This window comes from Proteus sp. G4415 (genome assembly GCF_963896075.1).
Classification (GTDB): domain Bacteria; phylum Pseudomonadota; class Gammaproteobacteria; order Enterobacterales; family Enterobacteriaceae; genus Proteus; species Proteus mirabilis.
The window spans coordinates 34,499-58,095 of record NZ_CAWQOK010000054.1; the positions used below are offsets into that span (position 1 = coordinate 34,499).

The following is a 23,597-nucleotide window of genomic DNA, read 5'->3' on the forward strand; positions in this document are numbered from 1 at the left end:
GCTAGACAGCCCTTTCTTCGGAAAGGGCTTTTTCCTTTGAGTGATTGAATGAAACTAGGATATAAGCGGTTAATCGCCGCGAGCGTTATTTTTCTATTAGTAACACCATTATTGCTATGGATAGCAGATAAGATCTGGCCACTGCCAGATCCCGAGCCTCAAATCGCCACCATAGTAACGGCTGAAGATGGAACACCACTTTGGCGTTTTGCTGATAAAGAAGGAATATGGCGTTATCACGTTACCCTTTCTGATGTTTCCCCTGAATATTTGCAGGCCTTGATAGCTTATGAAGATCGCTGGTTTTATCAGCACCCCGGTGTTAACCCTATAGCTATTTTACGTGCCGCATGGCAAGACTTAAGCTCGGGAAAAATTGTTTCTGGAGGCAGTACGCTTTCAATGCAAGTTGCACGTTTGATTGACCCCCACTCACGGACTTTAGGGGGAAAATTAAAACAATTATGGCGGACATTACAGCTCGAATGGTATTACTCAAAAGATGAGATTTTAGAAATTTATCTTAACCGTGCACCTTTTGGTGGCACTTTAGAAGGGATTGGCGCTGCAAGTTGGGCCTATTTAGGTAAATCTCCCGCTGATTTATCAGCAGGTGAAGCAACATTAATGGCGGTATTACCTCAAGCCCCCAGTCGTTTAAGGCCAGACCGGTATCCAGAGCGTGCTCAAGCTGCACGGGATAAAGTATTAGATAGATTAGCGGAATATCAAATTTGGCCCAAAGAGAAAGTGGCTGAAATAAAGCAAGAGCAAGTGCTACTTGCACCAAGACAAACGCCACAACTCGCGCCATTATTGGCTCGGCGTATGTATAACGAGCAAAAAGCGCCGGTGATCACAACCACGATTGATATTAATCTTCAACGACAACTAGAAGAGCTAGCCAAACAGTGGAAATATCAGCTAGCCGATAAAACTTCTCTGGCAATACTTGTGGTCGATCACACGGATATGAGTGTTAAAGGCTATGTTGGATCGGCAGACTTTAATGATAATCAACGCTTTGGGCATGTTGATATGATAAGTGCATGGCGTTCACCGGGATCAACTTTAAAGCCTTTTATTTATGGTCTTGCTTTGGATGAAGGATTGATCCATGCAGAATCACTATTACAAGATGTTCCACGCCGTTTTGAAGATTACCGTCCTGGTAATTTTGATACTGGATTTAACGGTGCCGTGAGTGCCAGTGAAGCCCTTAGTCGTTCATTAAATTTACCTGCCGTTCAATTAATAGAAGCTTATGGCGCAAAAAAATTTGCAGCTAAGTTGCGACATAATCACCTTGAAATGCGTTTTCCTTATGGCTCTGAACCTAATTTAGCGCTTATTTTAGGAGGAACAGCAACACGAATGGATCAATTAGTGGCGACTTTTAGTGCGCTTGCAAGGCATGGAAAAACAGCGCCGTTACGTTTTACGCCAGAGCAAACCATCAATGAACGTATGTTAATGTCACCCGGTGCTGCGTGGATCATTCGGCGAATTTTAGCGGGAGAGGCACGGCCTCGTCCTGATAGTGCTATTTCAGCGGTTGTTCCTTTGGCTTGGAAAACAGGAACAAGTTATGGTTATCGTGATGCATGGTCGATAGGCGTTAATGCGCGTTATACCATTGGTGTTTGGGTGGGGAGACCTGATGGCACACCTGTTGCGGGGCAGTTTGGATTTGCAACTGCTGTACCGATAATGAATCAAGTTAATAATTTATTGACGAGTTATTTTTATCAAAATAAACAGCGGCCTCCTGTTGATCCTAGGCCAAATAGTGTCTCAGCCGCAGCTATTTGTTGGCCAACGGGAAAAGCTTTGCCTAAAGAAGATAGCAACTGCCGAGTCAGCCGACGAAGCTGGATCCTTGATAATACTATTCCCCCAACACTATTGAATGAAAGCCAAGAGGGCATTTTAGGCATCAATGAAAAAGTATGGATAGATAAAGAAGGAAAACGTACAGGGCCTAATTGTCCTGGTGCTCAATTAAAGGATATTGCTTTATGGCCGATAGCATTAGATGCTTGGTTGCCTGAAAAAGAGCGTAGAGCAAAACGATTACCACCAATTTCATTAACATGTCCACCGATTAAAGAAGATATGATCCCCTTGTATATCTCTGGGATAAGAAAAGGGGATTTATTGCGTCCATTGCCTGGTGAAACTCAGCTTGAAATAACGGTTTCTACACAAGGGGGAAGTGGTATGCAATGGTGGTTTTTAAATGGTGAACAAATCGGTAAAACTGAAAATGGGGCAACGTTCTCTTATTTATTAGAAAAACGTGGCAAATACCAACTTTCGGTGCTTGATCTTAGCGGTCAAACGGATATGGTGAATTTTAGTTTTCGTTAAATAAGTGCAGAGTTTAATCAAATGAAGGTAAAAAATGTGATTAAATCGATAAATTATAACTTTTTTGCCACAGTTTTTTAAAAAAAAGCGGGATTTCATCTGTGCAATTTATTGTTATCCCCCTATAATCAATCCCTTATTTTTGCAGGGGATACGGTTTTGAGCTGTTTTTCCATGATCTGCGATAAAAACAGGCAACATAAGTTGTTATTAATACAATATTTTGAGGTAATACATGGCTATTCAGCGCACTTTTTCTATTATCAAACCAAACGCAGTGAAAAAAAATGTTATTGGTGCAATCTATAACCGCTTTGAAAGTGCGGGTTTCAGCATCGTAGCAGCCAAAATGTTGCATTTAACTCGTGAACAAGCAGAAGGTTTTTATGAAGAGCATAAAGGCCGTCCTTTCTTTGATGGTTTAGTTGAGTTTATGACTTCTGGCCCTATCATGGTACAAGTATTAGAAGGCGAAAATGCTATCCAACGTCATCGTGACTTAATGGGTGCAACTAATCCTGATAACGCTTTAGCGGGTACTTTACGTGCTGATTACGCGGATAGCTTTACAGAAAATGCAGTGCATGGTTCAGATTCAGAAGCTTCAGCTGCGCGTGAAATTGCTTATTTCTTTACTGAAAACGAAATTTGCCCACGCTAATTTATTAGCATCTGTATACGAAAAAATGTACAATGCGACGCCCTGTTAATCTTTAATGGGGCGTCTTTTTATTAATTAATAAGTATCCCGTTAATAGATTTTATTAACGTAGGCCGCATAGTGTAACAACGAGGCAATGTCATGACCCAATCTACCACTCCAGCGCCAAGCGCTTCTGTCGCTGTTTCTAAAGAAAATACTGTGAATCAAAAAACAAAAATCAATCTGTTAGATTTAAATCGTAAACAGATGCGTGAGCTTTTTGTCTCTATGGGCGAAAAGCCTTTCCGCGCTGATCAAATCATGAAATGGATATACCATTATTGCTATGATGATTTTGATCAGATGACAGATATCAATAAAGTGCTGCGTGCGAAGTTAAAAGAGATTGCCGAAATCAAGGCACCTGAAGTGTCTGAAGAACAACGCTCTGCGGATGGCACTATTAAGTGGGCGATTAAAGTAGGCTCTCAACAAGTTGAAACAGTCTATATTCCTGAAGATGATCGTGCGACGTTATGTGTTTCGTCACAAGTGGGTTGCGCGTTAGAGTGTAAATTCTGTTCAACGGCACAACAAGGTTTTAACCGTAACCTTAAAGTTTCTGAAATTATCGGCCAAGTGTGGCGTGCTGCTAAAATTATTGGTGCTTTAAAAGAGACAGGCCGTCGTCCAATCACTAATGTTGTTATGATGGGAATGGGTGAACCATTACTTAACCTTAACAATGTTATTCCTGCTCTTGAAATTATGATGGATGACTTTGGCTTTGGTTTATCTAAACGTCGAGTCACCGTGTCTACATCCGGTGTCGTACCTGCATTAGATAAATTAGCTGATGCGGTTGATGTTGCTTTAGCGATTTCATTGCATGCACCAACAGATGATATTCGTGATGAAATTGTTCCTATTAACAAGAAATATAATATTGAAATGTTTCTTGATGGCGTGCGTCGTTATATTGCTAAATCTAATGCAAACCAAGGTCGAGTTACTGTTGAGTATGTCATGCTTGATCATATTAATGACAGCACTGAACAAGCACATCAATTAGCAGAGTGCTTAAAAGATACACCTTGTAAAATCAACTTAATTCCATGGAACCCGTTCCCAGGCGCACCTTATGGACGTAGTTCTAATAGTCGCATTGATCGTTTCTCTAAAGTGTTAATGGAATATGGTTTCACCACTATTGTACGTAAAACTCGTGGTGATGATATTGACGCTGCCTGTGGTCAACTTGCTGGTGATGTGATTGACCGAACTAAGCGTACTCTGAAAAAACGTCTGCAAGGTGAACCAATTTCAGTAAAAGCAGTCTGATAGAGGTGGATAACTCTCGCTTTGTGCTGTGGTTTTAAAACAAAGTAGAGAGTTGCAAGAATGAATTAATTTAAGGAAGATAACGATGATAAGGATGTCATCAAAGGTTGTTGCTATCTGCTTGGTGTTATTGACAATAGGCTGCCAATCAACAGCAAATAAAAAACATGTTGCAGTGCCTCTTCGTCTTCAATTAGGGGACGCTTATCTGGCTGAGCAACAATATCAGATAGCCCAATATCATTTTCAAAAAGTGCTGTCAGTGATGCCTGAGCATCCTGAAGCAAATTTAGGAATGGCATTAACATCCCAGTTATTGGGAAATCCTATTCAGGCGCTAGATTATTACAAATTAGCGATGAAGTCGAAGCCAGTAAATGTTAATGTATTAAGGTTTTATGGTAATTTCCTTTGTGAACAAAATTTATTAAACAACAATAATGTGTTAATTGAGGATATACCGTCAGATTATTTGGTTTGTCAGCATGCTGAATACCAAAAATCACCAAATTCGCGATGAGGACGTTAAAAACTGTATTTTCTCGTGTTCATCAATGTTAAACATCCAATAGCCACAGTGCCTAGATTGCTAATGAATACTGAAAACAAAACCGAAGAAGTGAAATTAACAGCGGGTCAACTTTTACGTCAGGCACGTGAAAAAGCGGGGCTAACTCAGCAGACTGTTGCTGATCGACTTTGTTTGAAGTTAACAACAGTATGTGAAATTGAAGCTGATACTATCTCTTCTGGTATTGCACCGACATTTTTACGTGGTTATATGCGCTCTTATGCAAAACTTGTCGGTGTTCCTGAAAGCGCAATTCTAGGTCTAATTGATCAACAAGCCCCAATAAAACAAGTTAAAGTCACAACAACACAAAATTACTCATTGGGTAAGCGTCATAAAAAGCGTGAAGGCTGGTTGATGAAATTGACTTGGGTTATTGTAATAGCAATGATAGCTTTAGTCGGTTTATGGTGGTGGCAGGGTCATCAAGCCGATCAACAAGAATTAGTCTCTATGGCTTCGCAAGACATAGGACAAAATAGTCCGCAAGAAAACACCAATACGATAGAATCTCCTTTATCAACCTTAGATAATAATAGCCCATCATCTGAGGGTGAAAATGTACAAGTGCCTGCTTCTCCATTAGTAGATAATCAGGCTAATAAGGTTGCCGAGCCATCAGTAACAGATGCCACACCTGAGGCAGAAGTTAAAACAGTTCCATTACCGGTGTCACCATTAACCACATCAACGACTTCTCGTGCTGATTCTGCTGAAGGCAATTCAACACCCGCACCAATTGTGGAAAATCAACTGGTCTTGATGTTTGATGGTGAATGCTGGTTAGAAATTCGTAATGCTCAAAATAAAGTTTTATTTAATGGTATTAAGAAAGCCGGTGACCGTTTGGAATTTAATGGTGAGCAACCTTATAAACTAAAAATAGGCGCACCTTCTGTTACTCGTTTACAGTTTAATGGTGAAGCTGTTGACTTAAGCCGTTTTACTGGAAAAATAGCAAAAATAACAGTACCGAGCGCTTAATCTGACTATACATTTGAGCAAGCATGGAAGCATGGGAGAATTAATCAATGCATAAAGAATCACCTATTATTCGTCGTAAATCGACGCGAATTTATGTTGGTAATGTACCTATTGGCGATGGGGCTCCTATCGCGGTACAGTCGATGACGAACACACGAACAACAGACGTTGAAGCGACTGTAAACCAGATTAAGTCTCTGGAACGTGTTGGGGTGGATATTGTACGTGTTTCTGTACCAACTATGGATGCGGCTGAAGCATTCAAACTAATTAAGCAACAAGTGAAAGTACCTTTGGTCGCTGATATTCATTTTGATTATCGTATTGCACTTAAAGTTGCTGAATATGGTGTCGATTGTTTACGTATTAATCCTGGTAATATTGGTAATGAAGAGCGTATTCGTCAAGTTGTCGATTGTGCCCGGGATCGCAATATTCCCATTCGTATTGGTGTGAATGGGGGGTCACTAGAGAAAGATATTCAAGAAAAGTATGGTGAGCCAACCCCTGAAGCGCTAGTTGAATCGGCTATGCGCCACGTTGATATCTTAGATAAATTGAACTTTGATCAGTTTAAAGTCAGTGTAAAAGCTTCTGACGTTTTCCTTGCTGTTGATTCTTATCGTTTATTAGCGAAAAAAATTGATCAGCCTTTACATTTAGGGATCACCGAAGCTGGTGGTGCAAGAGCCGGATCAGTGAAATCAGCTATAGGCCTTGGGATCCTTCTATCAGAAGGTATCGGTGATACTTTACGTATCTCTTTAGCCGCAGATCCGGTTGAAGAAGTAAAAGTTGGCTTTGATATCTTAAAATCATTACGTATTCGCTCTCGTGGTATCAATTTTATTGCTTGCCCAACATGCTCTCGTCAAGAGTTTGATGTTATTGGTACAGTTAATGAATTAGAACAACGTCTTGAAGATATCATTACACCAATGGATGTTTCTATTATTGGCTGTGTGGTTAATGGTCCTGGTGAAGCCGAAGTTTCTACACTAGGTGTAACCGGAGCTAAAACGCGCAGTGGTTTTTATGAAGACGGTGTAAGACAAAAAGAGCGTCTTGATAATAGTAATATGATTGATTTATTAGAGGCGAAAATCCGTACAAAAGCGGCAATGCTTGACGGCAACCTCCGAATTAATATAAATCAATTGGATAAATAACACGCAATTAACAGGCTCATTAACTAATGAGCCTGTATTACTATTGATTTCACATTGAATACTGATTGTTTTCGCTTCTATAATCAGTTTATTGATCAATTAATAACTATTAGAGAAAAAAAGTGGCACAAAAAATCCAAGCCATTCGTGGTATGAATGACTACCTACCTGCTGATACGCGGGTATGGCAGAAAATCGAAAATACGCTAAAACAAATTTTAGCCGGTTATGGTTTTAGTGAAATTAGAACACCTATCGTAGAGCATACCCCTCTATTTCAGCGAGCAATTGGTGAAGTGACCGATGTTGTTGAAAAAGAAATGTATACTTTTACCGATCGAGGTGAAGACGCACAAAGCTTAACCTTACGTCCTGAAAATACCGCAGGTTGTGTCCGCGCAGGAATTGAACATGGTTTACTTTATAACCAAGAGCAACGCTTATGGTATTTAGGGCCAATGTTCCGTTATGAACGCCCTCAAAAAGGTCGTTATCGCCAATTTCACCAATTAGGTGCAGAAGTATTTGGCCTACAAGGGCCTGATATTGATGCTGAACTGATTATGTTAACGGCACGCTGGTGGAAGGCGTTAGGTATTGCAGAGCACGTGACTTTAGAACTGAACTCTATTGGTTCACTCGAAGCGCGGGCAAAATACCGTGAAGCATTAGTCGCATTTTTAGAGCAACACGTTGATCAATTAGATGAAGATTGCAAACGTCGTATGTATTCTAACCCATTACGTGTTTTAGACTCTAAAAATCCTGAAATTCAGACTTTATTGAATGATGCGCCTGAACTTTTCGATTATCTTGATGACGAATCAAGAGAACACTTTGATGGTTTATGTGCATTACTTGATGCTGTAGGTATTACTTATCGTGTTAATCAGCGTTTAGTCCGAGGCTTAGATTATTATAACCGTACTGTTTTTGAATGGGTAACCAGTGCATTAGGTTCACAAGGAACGGTATGTGCGGGTGGTCGCTATGATGGATTAGTGAAACAATTAGGTGGACACCCAACGCCTGCGGTCGGTTTTGCCATGGGGATGGAGCGCATGATCTTATTAGTTCAAGCGGTTAATCCTGAGTTTGTTGCTGATACTCATGTCGCTGATGTTTACCTTGCGTCTTTTGGTGATAATAGCCAAAGTGCAGCATTAATGCTGGCAGAAGAAATCCGTGATCAATTACCTACATTGCGCTTAATGACCAATCACGGTAAAGGCAATTTTAAAAAGCAATTAGGACGTGCTGATAAACATGGTGCTAAAATCGCGTTAATTTTAGGTGAAGATGAAATTAACGCTGGCACAGTAGCCGTGAAAGATTTACGTTCAGGTGAACAGACCATTGTATCGCGTAGCGAACTGGCCCAACAATTGACGCTGTTATTAGGTTAAGGAGAGACTTGTGGAAGTTTATAGCACCGAAAACGAACAAGTTGATGCAATTAAACAGTTTTTAAAAAATTATGGTTTAACGATCATTCTCGCTATTGTCATTGGCGTGGGTGGAATTTGGGGTTGGAAATATTGGCAATCACATCAAGCCAACCGTCTACAAGAGAGTGCGGGTGAATTTGCAACAATAAATGAAGCATTAACGAAACCAACGCCTGAAAATATCGCATTAGCCGAAAAATTTGTTTCTGAAACTAACGATATTTATGGTGCTTTAGCCTCTTTAGAGTTAGCTCAATTAGCAATTGATGCCAACGATTTAGCCAAAGGTGAAACTCACCTGACTAAAGCAATATCTATGGTAAAGAATGAAGCATTTGCAGATATGCTTAACCTTCGCTTAGCTCGTGTGCAACTGGCATTAGATAAAACTGATGCTGCGTTAATTTCATTAGAGCAAGTGAAAAGTAAAGCATGGGATGGAATGAAAAATTATATCCGTGGTGATGTATTAGCGAAAAAAGGCGATAACGCAGGTGCAGCCGCCGCTTATCGTAATGCATTGAATGATGAAAATGCAGGCGCTATTCGCTCATTGGTTGAACTTAAACTCAATAATTTATCCAATTAAAGGGATCTTCAGACATGCAACTGCGTAAAACTCTCCTGATCGGTCTACTAGCATCAGCATTATTAGCTGGGTGTTCTAGTGAGCAGGATAATGTGACAATGTCTCCATTGCCTGAGGTGCAGAGCCAATTTACCCCTTATGTGGTGTGGGACAAATCGGTTGGCAATGGTATTGGAAAATACTATTCCCACTTGTCACCAGCATGGGATGGTTCAGTTGTGTATGTCGCTGATCGCCATGGGGTAGTTAAAGCATTAGAATTAGAAACGGGTAAAGAGATTTGGTCTCAAGATCTCTCAACTAAAAAAGGTTTCTTCTCCTCTAATGAATCAGCATTACTTTCCGGTGGTTTAACCGTCTCTGGTACTCGTGTTTTTGTCGGCACAGAAAAAGCAAAAGTGTATGCTTTAAATACAGATGATGGCTCTATTGATTGGGAGACAGATGTTGCCGGAGAAGCGATTTCCAAACCTGTTGTTAGTGATGGTTTAGTGCTTATTCATACCAGTAACGGTATGTTGCAAGGGCTTGATTTGCTGACAGGTGAAGTATCATGGACGGTCAACTTAGATACACCATCATTATCCGTACGTGGTGAATCAGCACCGGCTGTTGCTTATGGTGCAGCGATTGTGGGCGCTGATAATGGCCGTGTTAGTGCGGTGGTGTTATCTCAAGGGCAATTAGTTTGGCAGCAAAATATTTCACAAGTGAAAGGTTCTACTGAGATCAGCCGCTTAAATGATGTCGATATTACGCCAATTATTGATGAAAATACTGTTTATGCCATGGCTTACAACGGTAATTTAGTCAGTCTAGATATGCGTTCAGGACAGATCATCTGGAAACGTGATTTAGGTTCAGTTAATGACATGGTACTTTTGGGTGACAATCTATACCTTGTTGACCAAAATGACCGAGTTTTAGCTGTGCGCAAATCTGATGGTGTGACATTATGGACACAAGAAGATCTACTGCACCGTAATTTAACCGCCCCGGCTATCGTTGATGGTTATTTAGTGGTGGGAGATGCAGAAGGCTATCTCCATTGGATTGATACCAGTACAGGCAAATTTATTGCTCAAAATAAAGTAAATAGCTCAGGTTTATTAAGCCGTCCACAGGCTGTTCAAGATAAACTGATGATCCAAGCACGTGACGGTAAACTTTATCTATATCGTCGGTAATTAAGCACTGACAAATATAATTATTTTACGGCTCCTTTAAAGGAGCCGTTTCGTCTTTTTAGTATTTACATGTAAAATACCATCAGATTTATGATTGTATTTTTATGAGGCATCAAAAAATGATACCCGTTATTGCCTTAGTAGGGCGCCCTAATGTGGGAAAATCCACATTATTTAACCGACTAACACGCACAAGAGACGCATTAGTTGCGGATTTTCCTGGACTTACCCGTGACCGTAAATATGGTCGTGCAGAATTAGACGGTGAAGAGTTTATTATCATTGATACTGGTGGTATTGATGGTGCAGAAGAGGGTGTAGAAACCCATATGGCATCACAATCACTGCAAGCCATTCAAGAAGCCGATATTGTGCTATTTTTAGTCGATGCGCGAGCAGGATTAATGCCAGCCGACCAAGGTATTGCTAAACACTTGCGTGGTGTTGAGAAAAAAACCTATTTAGTGGCGAATAAAACAGATGGTATCGATATTGATACCGCTTTGGCTGATTTCTACTCTTTAGGATTAGGGGAAATATTCCCTATTGCAGCTTCACATGGTCGTGGTGTTTCTCAACTGATTGAGCAAGCGTTGTTACCTATTGTGGGTAAAGTCGTCGAAGAAGAGAAAGAATTAACAGAAGAAGAAGAGAATGCCGCTTATTGGGCTGCTTTAGAAGCAGAGCAGAAAGAGCAAGAAGAAGAGGAAGAAGAGGAGGATTTCGATCCGACAACACTTCCTGTTAAATTAGCTATTGTAGGCCGCCCTAATGTAGGTAAATCAACTCTGACTAACCGTATGTTAGGTGAAGAGCGTGTTGTAGTTTACGATATGCCAGGCACTACCCGTGATAGTATTTACATACCGATGGAGCGTGATGATAAGGAGTATATCCTTATTGATACCGCTGGCGTTCGTAAACGCGGAAAAGTAAAAGAAACGGTAGAAAAATTCTCAGTGATCAAAACATTACAAGCGATTGAAGATTGTAATGTTGCACTACTTGTTATTGATGCTCGTGAGGGGATTTCAGATCAAGATCTCTCTTTATTAGGTTATATTCTTAATTCTGGACGCTCTTTAGTTATTGCTGTCAATAAATGGGATGGTATGACCCAAGAAGATCGCGAACAAGTTAAAGATATGCTTGATCTCAAATTAGGTTTTGTTGATTTTGCCCGCGTTCATTTTATCTCGGCATTACATGGTAGTGGTGTTGGTAATCTGTTTGAGTCGATTCAAGAAGCCTATACTTGCGCGACACGTCGTGTTGGTACATCAATGTTGACGCGCATAATGAAGATGGCAGAGGATGATCACCAACCCCCTCTTATTCGTGGACGCCGTGTAAAAATGAAATATGCCCATGCTGGGGGATATAATCCACCTGTCGTGGTTATTCATGGTAACCAAGTGTCTGATTTACCTGATAGCTATAAACGCTATTTAATGAATTATTTCCGTCGCACACTACAAGTGATGGGAACTCCTATCCGTATTCAATTTAAAGAAGGGGAAAACCCTTATGCGGATAAGAAAAATAAATTAACAGCTTCGCAAATACGTAAACGTAAGCGTTTAATGGCTCATTTAAAGAAATCAAAATAAATTAAATAGCCAGTTAAATGTAGAATAAAAACTGAGTTCGTTTCACTGGACTCAGTTTTTTTATTGATTATTGATGAATTCTTCATACTTTCATAAAAGAAATCGAAACAATTTAAGCAAAAATTAATTATTTTTTTCAAAAAACAGTTAAATTGTAACTGATTACTATTCGTATTAATGAGTTTTTTACTTTGAAAAAAATAACTATGGGTTTTGCTATTTTTTTACTTTCTGGCTGTGCTACGCCAGAAAAATGGCAAGTAAATATGAAAAATCCCACACCTTTAGATATCGCTAAAAATCTATGTATGCAAGAAGCAAAACAACGCTACCCTGAGCATTATTTGAGTTCAACGCCAAATTATAGCTATCCTTCTTCTTCAACGATAACAGTAGATGGTAAAGAAGTTACTATTCCTAATTCAAATTATCATTCCTATTCTCGTTATGATGCCAATGAAGCAGAGCGTAAACAGTATTTTGATATTTGTATGAGAGGAGAGGGGTGGGAAAATAAAAATAAAGTGACTGGATTACTCGCCTTTTTATTTAATGACTAATTAATAAAGCAGTAATTTTTACCAAACTAAAGCCAATTATAATAAATAAATGGCTTTAGTTTTAATGCGTCAGTAACTGCTATACCCACTCTTTGTGAATTAAAAAATCAGTATACAGCTTAGCTTCGGGAGTATTAGGTTCAGGGCGATAATCATATGCAAAGCGCACTAATGGTGGCATTGACATTAAAATGGATTCAGTACGTCCGCCACTTTGTAAACCAAATAGCGTGCCTCTATCCCAAACCAAATTAAACTCGACATAACGGCCACGGCGATAAAGTTGGAATTGGCGTTCACGCTCTCCCCAGGGTATAGATTTGCGTTTTTCGACAATCGGCAAGTAGGCATCCAGGTAGCCTTGCCCGACATGTTGTACAAATTCAAAACAGTGATCGAAATCAGGAGTGTTTAAGTCATCAAAAAATAGACCACCGACGCCACGCGGCTCGTTACGATGTTTTAAATAAAAATAGTCATCACACCATTTTTTATATCGAGCATAATAATCTTGGCTAAAGGGATCACACACAGATTTAGCAACTTTATGCCAATGGATAACATCTTCTTCAAATCCATAATAAGGCGTTAAGTCAAAGCCTCCACCAAACCACCATACAGGATCTTCTCCCTCTTTTTCAGCAATAAAAAAACGAACATTTGCATGTGAAGTAGGAATATAGGGATTAAGAGGGTGAATAACTAATGAAACGCCCATTGCTTGAAAACGACGACCGCTTAATTCAGGGCGATGAGCCGTGGCTGATGCAGGTAAGGCATCTCCATAAACATGGGAAAAATTAACACCCGCTTGTTCAAAAATAGCACCTTGGGTGAGCACTCGAGTACGACCACCACCGCCAGCTTCTCTTTGCCAATTATCTTGCTGAAAGGTTGCTTTTTGGTCTATATTTTCAATAGCATGGCAAATACTATCTTGCAACGACAAAAAAAATGATTGCACACGATGAATATCAGGTAAACTCATAATAACCTACAGTTTTTATCATATTTATTAAAAATGGAACGCGATATGACCTATGCTCTCATTTTGAAGTTGATTGATAAAGTAAACAAGGGATAATAAATTTAGTAACTTGTGAAAGATAACAGGCAAAACAATGGAAATACGTGTATTCCGTCAAGATGATTTTGAGGCAATCATTACACTTTGGGAACGTTGCGACTTGATCTCACCAGAAAATGATCCTGAAATTGATATTGAACGAAAGATTAACCACTCCCCCGATCTCTTTTTAATCGCAGAGGTTGCTGGCGAAATAGTCGGTAGTGTAATGGGAGGCTATGATGGTCATCGTGGCTCGCTTTACTATTTGGGCGTTCATCCTGAGTTTCGCGGTAGAGGAATTGCCAATGCACTAATCTCTCGGCTAGAGAAAAAACTCATTGCAAAAGGGTGTCCACAAATTACTTTAATGATCCCCGAAGAGAACGATGCCACTATTTGTATGTTTGAAAAGCTTCTCTATGAAGATCAAAATCAAGAGAATACGGCTTACACTAAACGCCTAATTATCGATCAGGACTTCGATCTTTAATTCTTCGCTAAATCCTCTTTTATTGACTGTTAAGATAATTTTAATCGGTTAATAGAGAGGATTTTCTTTTTTTGTACTTTCTTTCCTATCATGATGTTGCCTCGATAAAAAAGAACTTAACCTTGCTTATTTACTGGATAAAATCTGATATTGTCGATTTAAGGGAACAAACTTGGCTGAGTTATGGTCGTAACTAGTCTGAAGTATTCAGTTATTTTAGTTTAACGCGAGTAAAAACTTGTTGCCTTAGCATCAATTGAATTTATAACGAAAAAGTGAAATGGAGTATTTATAATGCCTAAATTTTGGTTACCCTTGTGCTTAAGCACAAGTGTCTTGCTATTAAGTGGCTGTTCATCCATGGGGGGAATGTCTTTTTCTGCACTTAATCCAATGAATTGGTTCTCAAATGAGACGTTAACGGTTTCTGCAAATGGATTAGGTAATATCACTGCTTCAACGGCAGTGACAGAGCAAGCGATCGAAAAAGAGTTGGGTAGCCGTTTCCATTACCGACAAGGAATGGAAATGCAACAAGGCAATATTATAGTTATTGTGCAAGCACTTGAAGATGAAAAAGTACAAGTGGCTTTTTATGGCCAAGAAAAGGGCACAGTAGATAAAATCACGGTATCTGATCCTAATGCGAAAACAGCGTGGGGAACGACAATAGGTACACCATTTAAAGATATTTATAAAAAAGCATTTGGTATGTGCAGTAACGGGCCGAAAGTTGATAAGCAAAAAACCATTCAATGCCAATCAGAACAAGCAAAATCAGTGAGCTATGTTTTTGCTGGGCAATGGGATGGCCCTGATGGTCTAATGCCACCCGATGAAACATTAGCAAATTGGCAGGTAACACAAATTGTTTGGCAAAAATAGGTTATTTTTAAGTGTTATTAATAAAATAATTTTATATTTACCTTTTCTGCTAACAAAAATTTGTTAAATAGCAAAGCCTAAAAATAAATGTTGGATATAATAAACCACATTAATTTATATGTTTTTTATTATTTATTAGGGAAGCAATATGTCTCATGCACAAAGCGGTATTTTAGTCGCACATAGTAAATTCGGTCTATTTATTGAAGCAATGGTGGTGGGGGAAATTGATCAACTACGTCAAGGCTGCCAACAATTTATGCAATCCCTTAGCGAATTACAAAAACAGTATCCTGATGCTTCATTAGGTGCCGTAGTAGCTTTTGGTTCAGATCTTTGGAAAAAATTATCAGATAATAATAGTGCGCCAGAGTTAAAGCCATTTCGTCCATTAGGTAAAGGGTTAGCTCCTGCGACTCAGCGCGATATGCTTATCCATATCCAATCCATGCGTCATGATGTGAATTTCTCATTAGCGCAAGCTGCAATAGCTGCTTTTGGTAACGTGCTCCAAATAGAAGAAGAGATCCACGGTTTCCGCTGGATTGAAGAGCGTGATCTTAGTGGTTTTATTGACGGCTCAGAAAATCCAGTTGGTGACGAGCGCTATGGTGTTGCTTTAATTAATGAAGGTATTGATGCTGGTGGTAGCTATGTTTTAGTTCAACGCTATGAGCATAACCTAAAAAAATGGGCGCGTTTTAGTGAATCAGATCAAGAAAAAATGATTGGTCGTACTAAAAAAGAGAGCATTGAGTTGGATGAATCAGAACGCAATATTACCTCTCATGTATCCCGTGTTGCCATTGAAGAAAATGGTGAAGAGTTAGCGATTTTGCGTCATAGCTTACCTTATGGAACTGCTAGTGGTAAACATGGTCTCTATTTCTTAGCTTACTGTGGTCGTTTATATAATATTGAACAGCAATTACTCAGTATGTTTGGTGAAGTTGATGGTAAATACGATGATTTACTGCGTATGAGTAAACCTGTGACAGGTAGCTACTATTTCGCTCCTTCTTATGAAGTATTAGCCGCTCTGTAAGTCTTAGCGTTACACTACTATTTTGCCACGCCAGTATCATTTACTATGCTGGCGTTTTTATTTTGACGAGGTCGTTTCTCGATATCTCAATGTTGAATTATTTTCAGTTAAATCATTATGATGCTTATTTATTTGGGCAATCTCACTCTTTATCCATTTATAATAGCTATTAGTTATATCAAATAACAAAAGCTAACTACACTGTTATAAATAAAGCCGATAGAGTAACCATTAGAATAAGACTTACGCTGATGGGTACTATAATGAAGAACAAAACAATCCGAACTTTTGCATTACAGGCAACCGTTGCATTGTCTTTGGTTGCGAGTAGTTATGCAAATGCAGCTCAATTACTTAATAGCTCTTACGATATTGCTCGCGAGTTATTTACACAGCTTAATAGTGATTTTAAAACTCAATGGGATGCTCAACATCCTGATGACAAAGTCACTATCAAACAGTCCCATGCTGGCTCTTCTAAACAAGCATTAGCCATATTACAAGGTTTACCTGCGGATGTTGTCACTTATAACCAGGTGACGGATGTACAAATTTTGCATGATAAAGGCAAGCTTATTCCTGCTGATTGGCAACAACGTCTACCTAATAATAGCTCACCTTATTATTCCACAATGGCCTATTTGGTTCGTAAAGGAAATCCTAAAAATATCACTTCTTGGCAAGATTTGACCCGTGAAGATGTCAAAGTGGTTTTCCCTAACCCAAAAACATCAGGTAACGGTCGTTATACCTATTTAGCCGCATGGGGAGCGTTTGAAAAAGCTTATGGAAATGAAGCGCAAACCCGTGATGCTATGACAAAGTTACTTAAAAATGTTGCGGTATTTGATACCGGGGGACGGGGGGCAACGACCTCATTTATTGAACGTGGACTTGGTGATGTTTTAATTAGTTTTGAGTCTGAAGTAAATAATATTCGCCAGCAATATGGTGAAGATGATTATCAAGTTATTGTCCCTCCTGTAGATATTTTAGCGGAGTTTCCTGTGGCATGGATTGATAAAAATGTGCAACGCAATAAAACAGAAACCCTCGCCAAAGCTTACCTAAATTATTTATATAGCCCGAGAGCTCAGGAGATCATCACACAATTTAACTATCGCGTAAATGATAAAGCGGTGATGGCGAAAAAAGCAGATCAATTTCCAGCCACTTCATTATTTACCATTGAAGATGTGTTTGGTGATTGGAACCAAGTGATGAAAACGCATTTTGCTACAGATGGCACGCTAGATAAATTATTATTAGAAGGACGCCAATAATGTTTGCCACAGCCAGCAAGCGAGTATTACCCGGATTTGGGCTTAGTTTAGGTAGTACGCTTTTTTATACTTGTTTGATCTTATTGCTACCTATGAGTGCGCTGGTTGTGCAGTTATCTGAAATGAGTTGGGCACAATATTGGGCGGTGATAACCCACCCTCAAATTGTGGCAGCGTATAAAGTCACTTTGTTGTCAGCCGGTGTTGCAAGTATTTTTAATGCTATTTTTGGCATGTTATTAGCGTGGATCATTACGCGCTATCGTTTCCCCGGCAGAAAGTTTCTTGATGGATTAATGGATTTACCTTTTGCCTTACCTACAGCGGTAGCGGGATTAACCTTAGCAACGTTGTTTTCTACACAAGGATGGTATGGCTTGGTGTTAGATAAGTTTGATATCAAGGTGATCAATACATGGATTGGTATTGCTGTGGCGATGTCTTTTACTAGTTTGCCGTTTGTGGTCAGAACAGTGCAACCTGTTTTAGAAGAGTTAGGCCCTGAATATGAAGAAGCGGCTGAAACATTAGGGGCAAACCGTTGGCAAACGTTCCGTAAAGTTGTGTTACCTGAATTGTCTCCGGCGTTATTAGCCGGTACTGCGCTCTCTTTTACGCGTAGTTTAGGGGAATTTGGTGCTGTTATTTTTATTGCTGGCAATATTGCATGGCAGACCGAAGTGGTTTCTTTGATGATATTTATTCGATTACAGGAGTTTGATTATCCTGCAGCCAGCGCGGTCGCTTCTGTTATTTTATTGGTTTCATTAGTCTTACTGTTTTCAATTAATGGATTACAAAGTCGCTTTGGCAAGCGATTAAGGGGGCACTAATGTCGGATATAGCGCAACAACGCTCTCTTTATCGTCGCCAAATTGATTGGGTAAAATGGGGATTGATCCTTACAGGCGTTGTGTTATCCATTTTATTTTTAGTGGTGCCTATTGCGTGGATCTTTATGACTGCGTTTTCAAAAGGCATAGAAATATTTACCGACAACTTGCTAGATAGCGATATGTTACATGCTGTTTGGCTTACGCTACTTATCGCTTTAATTACTGTACCGATAAATATGTTGTTTGGTATTAGTATGGCATGGCTTGTTACGCGTTTTCGTTTTCCGGGTCGTCAGTGGTTAATGACGCTGATTGATATCCCATTTGCGGTATCTCCTGTCGTTGCGGGACTGCTCTATCTGCTTTTTTATGGTAGCAATGGTTGGGCAGGGCAGTGGTTGGAACAATTCGATATTCAGTTAATGTTCTCTTGGCCCGGTATGGTATTAGTGACGGTATTTGTCACTTGTCCTTTTGTCGTGAGAGAGCTTGTCCCAGTGATGATGAGCCAAGGAAGCCAAGAGGATGAAGCTGCTGTATTATTAGGTGCCAGTAGTTGGAAAATGTTTTGGCGAGTGACATTACCTAATATTCGTTGGGCATTGCTCTACGGTGTGGTTTTAACAAATGCACGTGCTATAGGGGAATTTGGTGCCGTCTCTGTTGTTTCGGGTGCTATTCGTGGTGAAACCTATTCACTGCCTTTACAGGTCGAACTTTTGCACCAAGACTACAACACTGTGGGGGCTTTTACGGCAGCAGCATTACTTGCCATGATGGCAATTATTACATTAATGGTTAAAAGTGCGTTGCAATGGCATTTAGAACGTCAGCAATAACGCAAAACAGGGGCAAAATATGAGTATTGAAATTAATCATGTCACAAAATATTTTGATCGCACTGAAGTGTTGCATGACGTGAATTTAACGGTCAATTCCGGTGAGATGATGGCGCTATTGGGGCCATCAGGCTCAGGTAAAACCACACTATTACGTATCATTGCAGGACTTGAGCATCAAACGGAAGGTAAAATCTGTTTTGCAGGGCAAGATGTCAGTCGTTTACATGCCCGCGAGCGCAAAGTTGGGTTTGTTTTCCAACACTATGCACTGTTTCGCCATATGACGGTATTTGAAAATATTGCCTTTGGCTTAACCGTATTACCACGTCGCGAACGTCCTAACAAAGCCGCGATTGATAAAAAAGTCACGCAATTATTAGAGATGATCCAACTGCCTCATTTAGCACAGCGTTATCCTGCACAACTTTCAGGAGGGCAAAAACAGCGCGTAGCTTTAGCGAGAGCATTGGCTGTAGAGCCACAAATTTTATTACTCGATGAGCCTTTCGGTGCGTTAGATGCCAAAGTGAGAACTGAATTACGCAGTTGGCTACGGGAATTACATAGTGAGCTTAAATTTACCAGTGTTTTTGTCACCCATGATCAACAAGAAGCAATGGAAGTCGCTGATCGCATCGTTATTATGGGAAATGGCAAAATCGAACAAGTGGGTACACCGCAACAAGTTTGGCACACGCCTGAAAGTCGCTTTGTTTTAGAATTTCTCGGTGATGTTAATCATCTCCAAGGTGAAATTAATGGTGCGCAATTACAAATTGCTGGCTATCACTTACCTTTATCGGTTACGCCGCTCTATCAAGGCAAAGTTGATGTTTTTTTGCGCCCTTGGGAAATTTCACTTAACCCGCATAGTGATAGCTTATGTAAACTTCCCGTCAAAGTAATAGAAGTGACTCCTAAAGGACACTATTGGCAATTGGTTTTACAGCCTATTGAGTGGGGAAATACGCCAATTAGCGCGGTATGGAATGATATGACATCAATACCCCATAAAGGTGATATTTACTATATGGGCGGTGCAAAAGCGCGGTTATATGCACAAGAGCGTCCCTTAACAACAGTTTCACTGGCATACACAGCTTAAAAAATAGCATTATTCTTTTATTACAGTTAATGACTGCCCATGCAGATTTTTTTGCATGGGTATTTTGGCTATTGAGTAAAACTGACTATACAGGCTATAACACGAAAAAGAATAAAATCTATTAAAAAATGTTAATTTTATTGCGTTAATAAGTTAAATATGATTTCTTCATTAATACAAACAAATAAATGATCAGGGATTTATTGTGGCAGGCTTAGAACAATTTATTGGTAATACACCATTGGTCAAATTACAACGACTTTCACAAGGATTAGATGCAGAAATATGGGTTAAGCTTGAAGGTAATAATCCGGCGGGTTCTGTGAAAGATAGAGCCGCGTTATCGATGATTGAGCAAGCTGAATTACGCGGTGAAATTAAACCTGGCGATACATTAATTGAGGCAACCAGTGGTAATACAGGGATTGCTTTAGCGATGATAGCGGCAGTAAAAGGTTATCGACTAAAATTATTAATGCCAGAAAATATGAGTAAAGAGCGTCAAGCATCCATGCAAGCGTATGGCGCCGAGCTTATTTTGGTTAGCCGCGAAATTGGTATGGAAGGGGCGAGAGATTTAGCGCAAGAAATGGAGCGTAAAGGTGAAGGCAAGGTATTAGATCAGTTTAATAACCCCGATAACCCTCGAGCGCATTTTACTTCAACTGGCCCTGAAATTTGGCAACAGACTCAAGGGCGTATTACCCATTTTGTTTCTAGCATGGGAACAACAGGTACGATAACTGGGGTGGGGAGTTACCTAAAAACACAATCGGACACAGTAAAAATTGTCGGTTTACAACCGGAAGAAAAAAGTCAAATTCCGGGTATTCGTCGTTGGTCTCCAGCCTATTTACCCGGTATTTTTCGAAAAGAGTTGGTTGATAGTGTTATAGATATGTCCCAAACAGAAGCAGAACAAACCATGCGCCTATTAGCGAGTAAAGAAGGTATATTCTGTGGCGTTAGTTCTGGGGGAGCCGTAGCTGGTGCAATACGCGTTGCTAAAGAGAACCCAGGGGCTGTGATTGTGGCGATTATTTGTGATAGAGGCGATCGCTATTTATCAACTGGGGTGTTTGGTTGAGTTTTCTGCGCTCGTTAAAGCTCATTCGCTTGCATATAAAAACCGCCACAGAGGAAATGTGGCGGTTTAAAAGTGAGAACAGATTAAAAATTATTTTTTGATCTGCATTACAACGGTTTCACCAACAGTTACTGGGCCTGTCATTTTAGTTAAACCTTGGATTTCATCCATATTAGAAATTACAACCGGTGTTAATACCGATTTTGCTTTTTCTTCTAAAACAGCTAAATCAAATTCTAAAACAGTATCACCGACTTTAACTTGTTGACCTTCTTCAGCGATACGTTTAAATCCTTCACCTTTTAGTTCAACTGTGTCGATACCGAAGTGGACAAATAATTCGATACCGTTGTCAGACTCAATAGAGAAAGCATGGTTAGTCTCGAAAATTTTACCGATAGTACCATCAACTGGTGCAACAATTTTATGACCAGCAGGTTTGATAGCAATACCGTCACCTACAATTTTTTCAGCGAAAACAACATCAGGAACATCTTCGATATTGACGATTTCACCAGAAAGTGGTGCAACAATATCAATCGTGCCACTGCCTTTCTTTTCCTCTGAAACCAGTGATTTTAATTTATCAAACAGACCCATGAATCTTCTCCTAATTATTTTAGTTGGGACCGGGCTCTGGCTAACGTTATTAGCACAGTGTTTTTTCTTTAGTAAAAGTTTCTACTAAGTCCATTAATTCCTTTGCAGTCGGCTGAGCAAGTGCTTGCTCTGCCAGTGCTTTTGCATCATCAAAATTGGCGTTACGAATAATTTTTTTGATGCGAGGAATTGATATAGCACTCATACTAAACTCATCTAATCCCATGCCCAGAAGCAACATTGTTGCCCGTTCATCCCCGGCAAGCTCACCACACATTCCAGTCCATTTACCTTCAGCGTGTGATGCATCAATCACCTGTTTAATCAGATTAAGTACAGCAGGTGACATTGGATTATATAGATGAGATATCAGCTCATTTCCACGGTCTACAGCCAGAGTATATTGTGTTAGATCGTTAGTCCCAATACTGAAAAAGTCAACTTCTTTTGCCATATGGCGAGCCATAACAGCCGCTGCTGGCGTTTCAACCATAACACCGACTTCGATAGATTCATCAAAAGGCTTATTTTCTTCACGAAGCTGGCTTTTCAGTATTTCAAGTTCCGCTTTCAATGCTCGGATCTCTTCAACAGAGATAATCATTGGAAACATAATACGTAGTTTACCAAAAGCAGACGCTCTTAAGATAGCACGTAATTGTGGATGAAGGATCTCTTTGCGGTCAAGACAAATACGAATTGCACGCCAACCTAAGAATGGATTCTCTTCTTTCGGTAAATTCATGTAAGGTAAGTCTTTATCGCCACCAATATCCATAGTACGGATAATGACCGCAGGACTGCCTACAGCTTCAGCCACAGCTTTATAAGCTTGGAATTGCTCTTCTTCTGTTGGTAAGGAATCTCTATCCATAAATAGGAATTCAGTACGATAGAGTCCAACACCTTCCGCACCATTACGCTCAGCACCTGCGACATCACGTACAGTACCTATATTAGCGCAAACTTCAACTTGATGCCCATCAAGGGTAATTGCTGGTAAATCTTTTAGTTTTGCCAGCTCTTCTTTTTCATGTAGGTACTCTTCTTTGATAGCCTTTAATGCTTCGAGCTCTTCATCAGAAGGATTAATAATGATTTTATTGTTAATCGCATCAAGAACCAGATAATCTTCTTTTTTAATGGTTTCTGTTGCATTAGATGTGCCAACAATCGCTGGGATCTCTAAAGAGCGTGCCATGATAGAGGTGTGCGATGTTCTGCCCCCTAAGTCAGTGATAAAGCCTAACACATTGTCTAAGCTAAGCTGCGCTGTTTCTGATGGCGTTAAATCTGTAGCAACTAAAATCACTTTTTCAGAAATAGCACTTAAATCGATAATTGGCATCTCTAAGATATTACGCATTAAGCGCTTACCAATATCACGAACGTCAGCCGCACGCTCTTTTAAGTACTCATCATCTAAGGCTTCTAATGCGGTTGCCTGATCTTCAATAACAGATTGAACCGCTGCTTCTGCGGTTTTCTTGTCACTTTTGATGAGGGATATGATCTCTTGTTCGAGTTCCTCATCTTCTAATAACATAATATGGCCTTCAAAAATCTCAGCTTTATCGGCACCAAGATTTTTTTCAGCACGGGCTTTAATGATTTCTAGTTGTTGCGCTGATTTATTACGACCATCTTTAAAACGTTCGATTTGGGTGTCAACTTCGTCACTTTGGATTTTACGTTGGCTAATAATAATAGGTTCTTCTTTAAGTAGAAGAGCTTGACCAAATGCGATACCCGGTGAAGCTAAAATTCCTGAAATCATAATTTATCCTACGACTTGCTGGTGATAATTTTAAAAAAATAGGATCAAGAGACACTGCTGTTTTAAAATCATCGAGTTATAAATTCCCCTGAGCGATTTTCAGGGG

At 39.8% G+C, this 23,597-nt stretch carries 22 protein-coding genes; 19 read left to right on the forward strand and 3 right to left on the reverse strand.

Translation table 11 applies throughout. The features are described from left to right. The first annotated feature begins 48 nt into the window (after positions 1 to 48). From pbpC to AACU95_RS05665, 11 genes are all read left to right on the forward strand, one after another. The gene (gene pbpC, locus AACU95_RS05615; protein ID WP_004250636.1) at positions 49 to 2,370 is read left to right on the forward strand and encodes a peptidoglycan glycosyltransferase PbpC; all 2,322 of its coding nucleotides are present in this window, start codon (positions 49 to 51) and stop codon (positions 2,368 to 2,370) included. Positions 2,371 to 2,605: 235 nt separating this feature from the next. Next, complete coding sequence (gene ndk, locus AACU95_RS05620) at positions 2,606 to 3,031, forward strand: nucleoside-diphosphate kinase (RefSeq protein ID WP_004243827.1); 426 nt, start codon at positions 2,606 to 2,608, stop codon at positions 3,029 to 3,031. Between the two features lie 141 nt (positions 3,032 to 3,172). Further along, the gene (locus AACU95_RS05625; RefSeq protein ID WP_004243825.1) at positions 3,173 to 4,354 is read left to right on the forward strand and encodes a bifunctional tRNA (adenosine(37)-C2)-methyltransferase TrmG/ribosomal RNA large subunit methyltransferase RlmN; all 1,182 of its coding nucleotides are present in this window, start codon (positions 3,173 to 3,175) and stop codon (positions 4,352 to 4,354) included. Between the two features lie 94 nt (positions 4,355 to 4,448). Continuing rightward, positions 4,449 to 4,874: a hypothetical protein gene (locus AACU95_RS05630; RefSeq protein ID WP_223293355.1), complete on the forward strand. Its 426-nt coding sequence runs from the start codon at positions 4,449 to 4,451 to the stop codon at positions 4,872 to 4,874. Between the two features lie 72 nt (positions 4,875 to 4,946). After that, the gene (gene rodZ, locus AACU95_RS05635) at positions 4,947 to 5,909 is read left to right on the forward strand and encodes a cytoskeleton protein RodZ (protein WP_004243822.1); all 963 of its coding nucleotides are present in this window, start codon (positions 4,947 to 4,949) and stop codon (positions 5,907 to 5,909) included. A 47-nt stretch (positions 5,910 to 5,956) separates the two neighbouring features. Further along, positions 5,957 to 7,078, forward strand: a complete 1,122-nt coding sequence (ispG, locus tag AACU95_RS05640; RefSeq protein ID WP_004243820.1) for a flavodoxin-dependent (E)-4-hydroxy-3-methylbut-2-enyl-diphosphate synthase — start codon at positions 5,957 to 5,959, stop codon at positions 7,076 to 7,078. A gap of 122 nt (positions 7,079 to 7,200) precedes the next feature. Next, entirely contained in the window at positions 7,201 to 8,484 is a 1,284-nt protein-coding gene (gene hisS, locus AACU95_RS05645; protein ID WP_004243819.1) for a histidine--tRNA ligase, read from the forward strand. Positions 8,485 to 8,494: 10 nt separating this feature from the next. Beyond that, positions 8,495 to 9,115: a YfgM family protein gene (locus AACU95_RS05650; protein ID WP_004243818.1), complete on the forward strand. Its 621-nt coding sequence runs from the start codon at positions 8,495 to 8,497 to the stop codon at positions 9,113 to 9,115. 14 nt (positions 9,116 to 9,129) lie between these two features. Continuing rightward, positions 9,130 to 10,302 (forward strand): outer membrane protein assembly factor BamB, encoded by a 1,173-nt coding sequence (gene bamB, locus AACU95_RS05655; RefSeq protein ID WP_004243816.1) that lies wholly within the window; start codon positions 9,130 to 9,132, stop codon positions 10,300 to 10,302. Positions 10,303 to 10,421: 119 nt separating this feature from the next. After that, positions 10,422 to 11,912 (forward strand): ribosome biogenesis GTPase Der, encoded by a 1,491-nt coding sequence (gene der, locus AACU95_RS05660; protein ID WP_017627970.1) that lies wholly within the window; start codon positions 10,422 to 10,424, stop codon positions 11,910 to 11,912. A 191-nt stretch (positions 11,913 to 12,103) separates the two neighbouring features. Then, positions 12,104 to 12,472, forward strand: coding sequence for a hypothetical protein (locus tag AACU95_RS05665; protein ID WP_223293354.1), 369 nt, complete (start codon positions 12,104 to 12,106; stop codon positions 12,470 to 12,472). A gap of 79 nt (positions 12,473 to 12,551) precedes the next feature. Here the strand turns inward: AACU95_RS05665 and hemF are convergent, their stop codons facing one another. Continuing rightward, complete coding sequence (hemF, locus tag AACU95_RS05670) at positions 12,552 to 13,460, reverse strand: oxygen-dependent coproporphyrinogen oxidase (RefSeq protein WP_017627972.1); 909 nt, start codon at positions 13,458 to 13,460, stop codon at positions 12,552 to 12,554. A gap of 133 nt (positions 13,461 to 13,593) precedes the next feature. Here hemF and AACU95_RS05675 point away from each other — a divergent pair, with 133 nt between their 5' ends. The 8 genes from AACU95_RS05675 to cysM all read left to right on the forward strand — a co-directional run bounded on the left by AACU95_RS05675 (position 13,594) and on the right by cysM (position 21,114). Beyond that, entirely contained in the window at positions 13,594 to 14,031 is a 438-nt protein-coding gene (locus AACU95_RS05675; RefSeq protein WP_004243811.1) for a GNAT family acetyltransferase, read from the forward strand. Between the two features lie 294 nt (positions 14,032 to 14,325). Continuing rightward, positions 14,326 to 14,916, forward strand: coding sequence for an RpoE-regulated lipoprotein (locus tag AACU95_RS05680; protein ID WP_004250642.1), 591 nt, complete (start codon positions 14,326 to 14,328; stop codon positions 14,914 to 14,916). A 148-nt stretch (positions 14,917 to 15,064) separates the two neighbouring features. Next, a complete protein-coding gene (locus AACU95_RS05685; RefSeq protein ID WP_004243807.1) occupies positions 15,065 to 15,961 on the forward strand; it encodes a Dyp-type peroxidase in 897 nt (298 codons plus the stop codon). Between the two features lie 251 nt (positions 15,962 to 16,212). Continuing rightward, on the forward strand, positions 16,213 to 17,244 hold the full coding sequence (cysP, locus tag AACU95_RS05690; RefSeq protein ID WP_004243806.1) for a thiosulfate ABC transporter substrate-binding protein CysP: 1,032 nt from the start codon (positions 16,213 to 16,215) through the stop codon (positions 17,242 to 17,244). Next, complete coding sequence (cysT, locus tag AACU95_RS05695; RefSeq protein ID WP_004243805.1) at positions 17,244 to 18,077, forward strand: sulfate/thiosulfate ABC transporter permease CysT; 834 nt, start codon at positions 17,244 to 17,246, stop codon at positions 18,075 to 18,077. The genes cysP and cysT overlap by 1 nt, the downstream gene beginning before the upstream one ends. After that, positions 18,077 to 18,919 (forward strand): sulfate/thiosulfate ABC transporter permease CysW, encoded by an 843-nt coding sequence (gene cysW, locus AACU95_RS05700; RefSeq protein WP_004243804.1) that lies wholly within the window; start codon positions 18,077 to 18,079, stop codon positions 18,917 to 18,919. The genes cysT and cysW overlap by 1 nt, the downstream gene beginning before the upstream one ends. Positions 18,920 to 18,938: 19 nt before the next feature. Continuing rightward, complete coding sequence (gene cysA / locus AACU95_RS05705; protein ID WP_017627973.1) at positions 18,939 to 20,027, forward strand: sulfate/thiosulfate ABC transporter ATP-binding protein CysA; 1,089 nt, start codon at positions 18,939 to 18,941, stop codon at positions 20,025 to 20,027. Positions 20,028 to 20,232: 205 nt separating this feature from the next. After that, positions 20,233 to 21,114: a cysteine synthase CysM gene (gene cysM, locus AACU95_RS05710; protein ID WP_004243801.1), complete on the forward strand. Its 882-nt coding sequence runs from the start codon at positions 20,233 to 20,235 to the stop codon at positions 21,112 to 21,114. Positions 21,115 to 21,204: 90 nt separating this feature from the next. On the opposite strand, the gene crr is transcribed toward cysM, so the two are convergent. Both crr and ptsI read right to left on the reverse strand, forming a co-directional pair. Beyond that, positions 21,205 to 21,714, reverse strand: a complete 510-nt coding sequence (crr, locus tag AACU95_RS05715) for a PTS glucose transporter subunit IIA (RefSeq protein WP_004243800.1) — start codon at positions 21,712 to 21,714, stop codon at positions 21,205 to 21,207. 49 nt (positions 21,715 to 21,763) lie between these two features. Continuing rightward, entirely contained in the window at positions 21,764 to 23,491 is a 1,728-nt protein-coding gene (ptsI, locus tag AACU95_RS05720) for a phosphoenolpyruvate-protein phosphotransferase PtsI (protein WP_004243799.1), read from the reverse strand. Positions 23,492 to 23,597: the final 106 nt, after the last annotated feature.

Bases quoted from the DNA above. Each gene is read 5' to 3' on its own strand.
- AACU95_RS05675 (WP_004243811.1), top strand. From the start codon at position 13,594: ATGGAAATACGTGTATTCCGTCAAGATGATTTTGAGGCAATCATTACA.
- AACU95_RS05680 (WP_004250642.1), top strand. From the start codon at position 14,326: ATGCCTAAATTTTGGTTACCCTTGTGCTTAAGCACAAGTGTCTTGCTA.
- cysP (WP_004243806.1), top strand. From the start codon at position 16,213: ATGGGTACTATAATGAAGAACAAAACAATCCGAACTTTTGCATTACAG.
- AACU95_RS05630 (WP_223293355.1), top strand. From the start codon at position 4,449: ATGTCATCAAAGGTTGTTGCTATCTGCTTGGTGTTATTGACAATAGGC.
- der (WP_017627970.1), top strand. From the start codon at position 10,422: ATGATACCCGTTATTGCCTTAGTAGGGCGCCCTAATGTGGGAAAATCC.
- AACU95_RS05625 (WP_004243825.1), top strand. From the start codon at position 3,173: ATGACCCAATCTACCACTCCAGCGCCAAGCGCTTCTGTCGCTGTTTCT.
- ndk (WP_004243827.1), top strand. From the start codon at position 2,606: ATGGCTATTCAGCGCACTTTTTCTATTATCAAACCAAACGCAGTGAAA.
- ispG (WP_004243820.1), top strand. From the start codon at position 5,957: ATGCATAAAGAATCACCTATTATTCGTCGTAAATCGACGCGAATTTAT.
- bamB (WP_004243816.1), top strand. From the start codon at position 9,130: ATGCAACTGCGTAAAACTCTCCTGATCGGTCTACTAGCATCAGCATTA.
- crr (WP_004243800.1), bottom strand. From the start codon at position 21,714: ATGGGTCTGTTTGATAAATTAAAATCACTGGTTTCAGAGGAAAAGAAA.
- hemF (WP_017627972.1), bottom strand. From the start codon at position 13,460: ATGAGTTTACCTGATATTCATCGTGTGCAATCATTTTTTTTGTCGTTG.
- cysT (WP_004243805.1), top strand. From the start codon at position 17,244: ATGTTTGCCACAGCCAGCAAGCGAGTATTACCCGGATTTGGGCTTAGT.
- AACU95_RS05685 (WP_004243807.1), top strand. From the start codon at position 15,065: ATGTCTCATGCACAAAGCGGTATTTTAGTCGCACATAGTAAATTCGGT.
- cysW (WP_004243804.1), top strand. From the start codon at position 18,077: ATGTCGGATATAGCGCAACAACGCTCTCTTTATCGTCGCCAAATTGAT.
- ptsI (WP_004243799.1), bottom strand. From the start codon at position 23,491: ATGATTTCAGGAATTTTAGCTTCACCGGGTATCGCATTTGGTCAAGCT.
- cysA (WP_017627973.1), top strand. From the start codon at position 18,939: ATGAGTATTGAAATTAATCATGTCACAAAATATTTTGATCGCACTGAA.
- pbpC (WP_004250636.1), top strand. From the start codon at position 49: ATGAAACTAGGATATAAGCGGTTAATCGCCGCGAGCGTTATTTTTCTA.
- rodZ (WP_004243822.1), top strand. From the start codon at position 4,947: ATGAATACTGAAAACAAAACCGAAGAAGTGAAATTAACAGCGGGTCAA.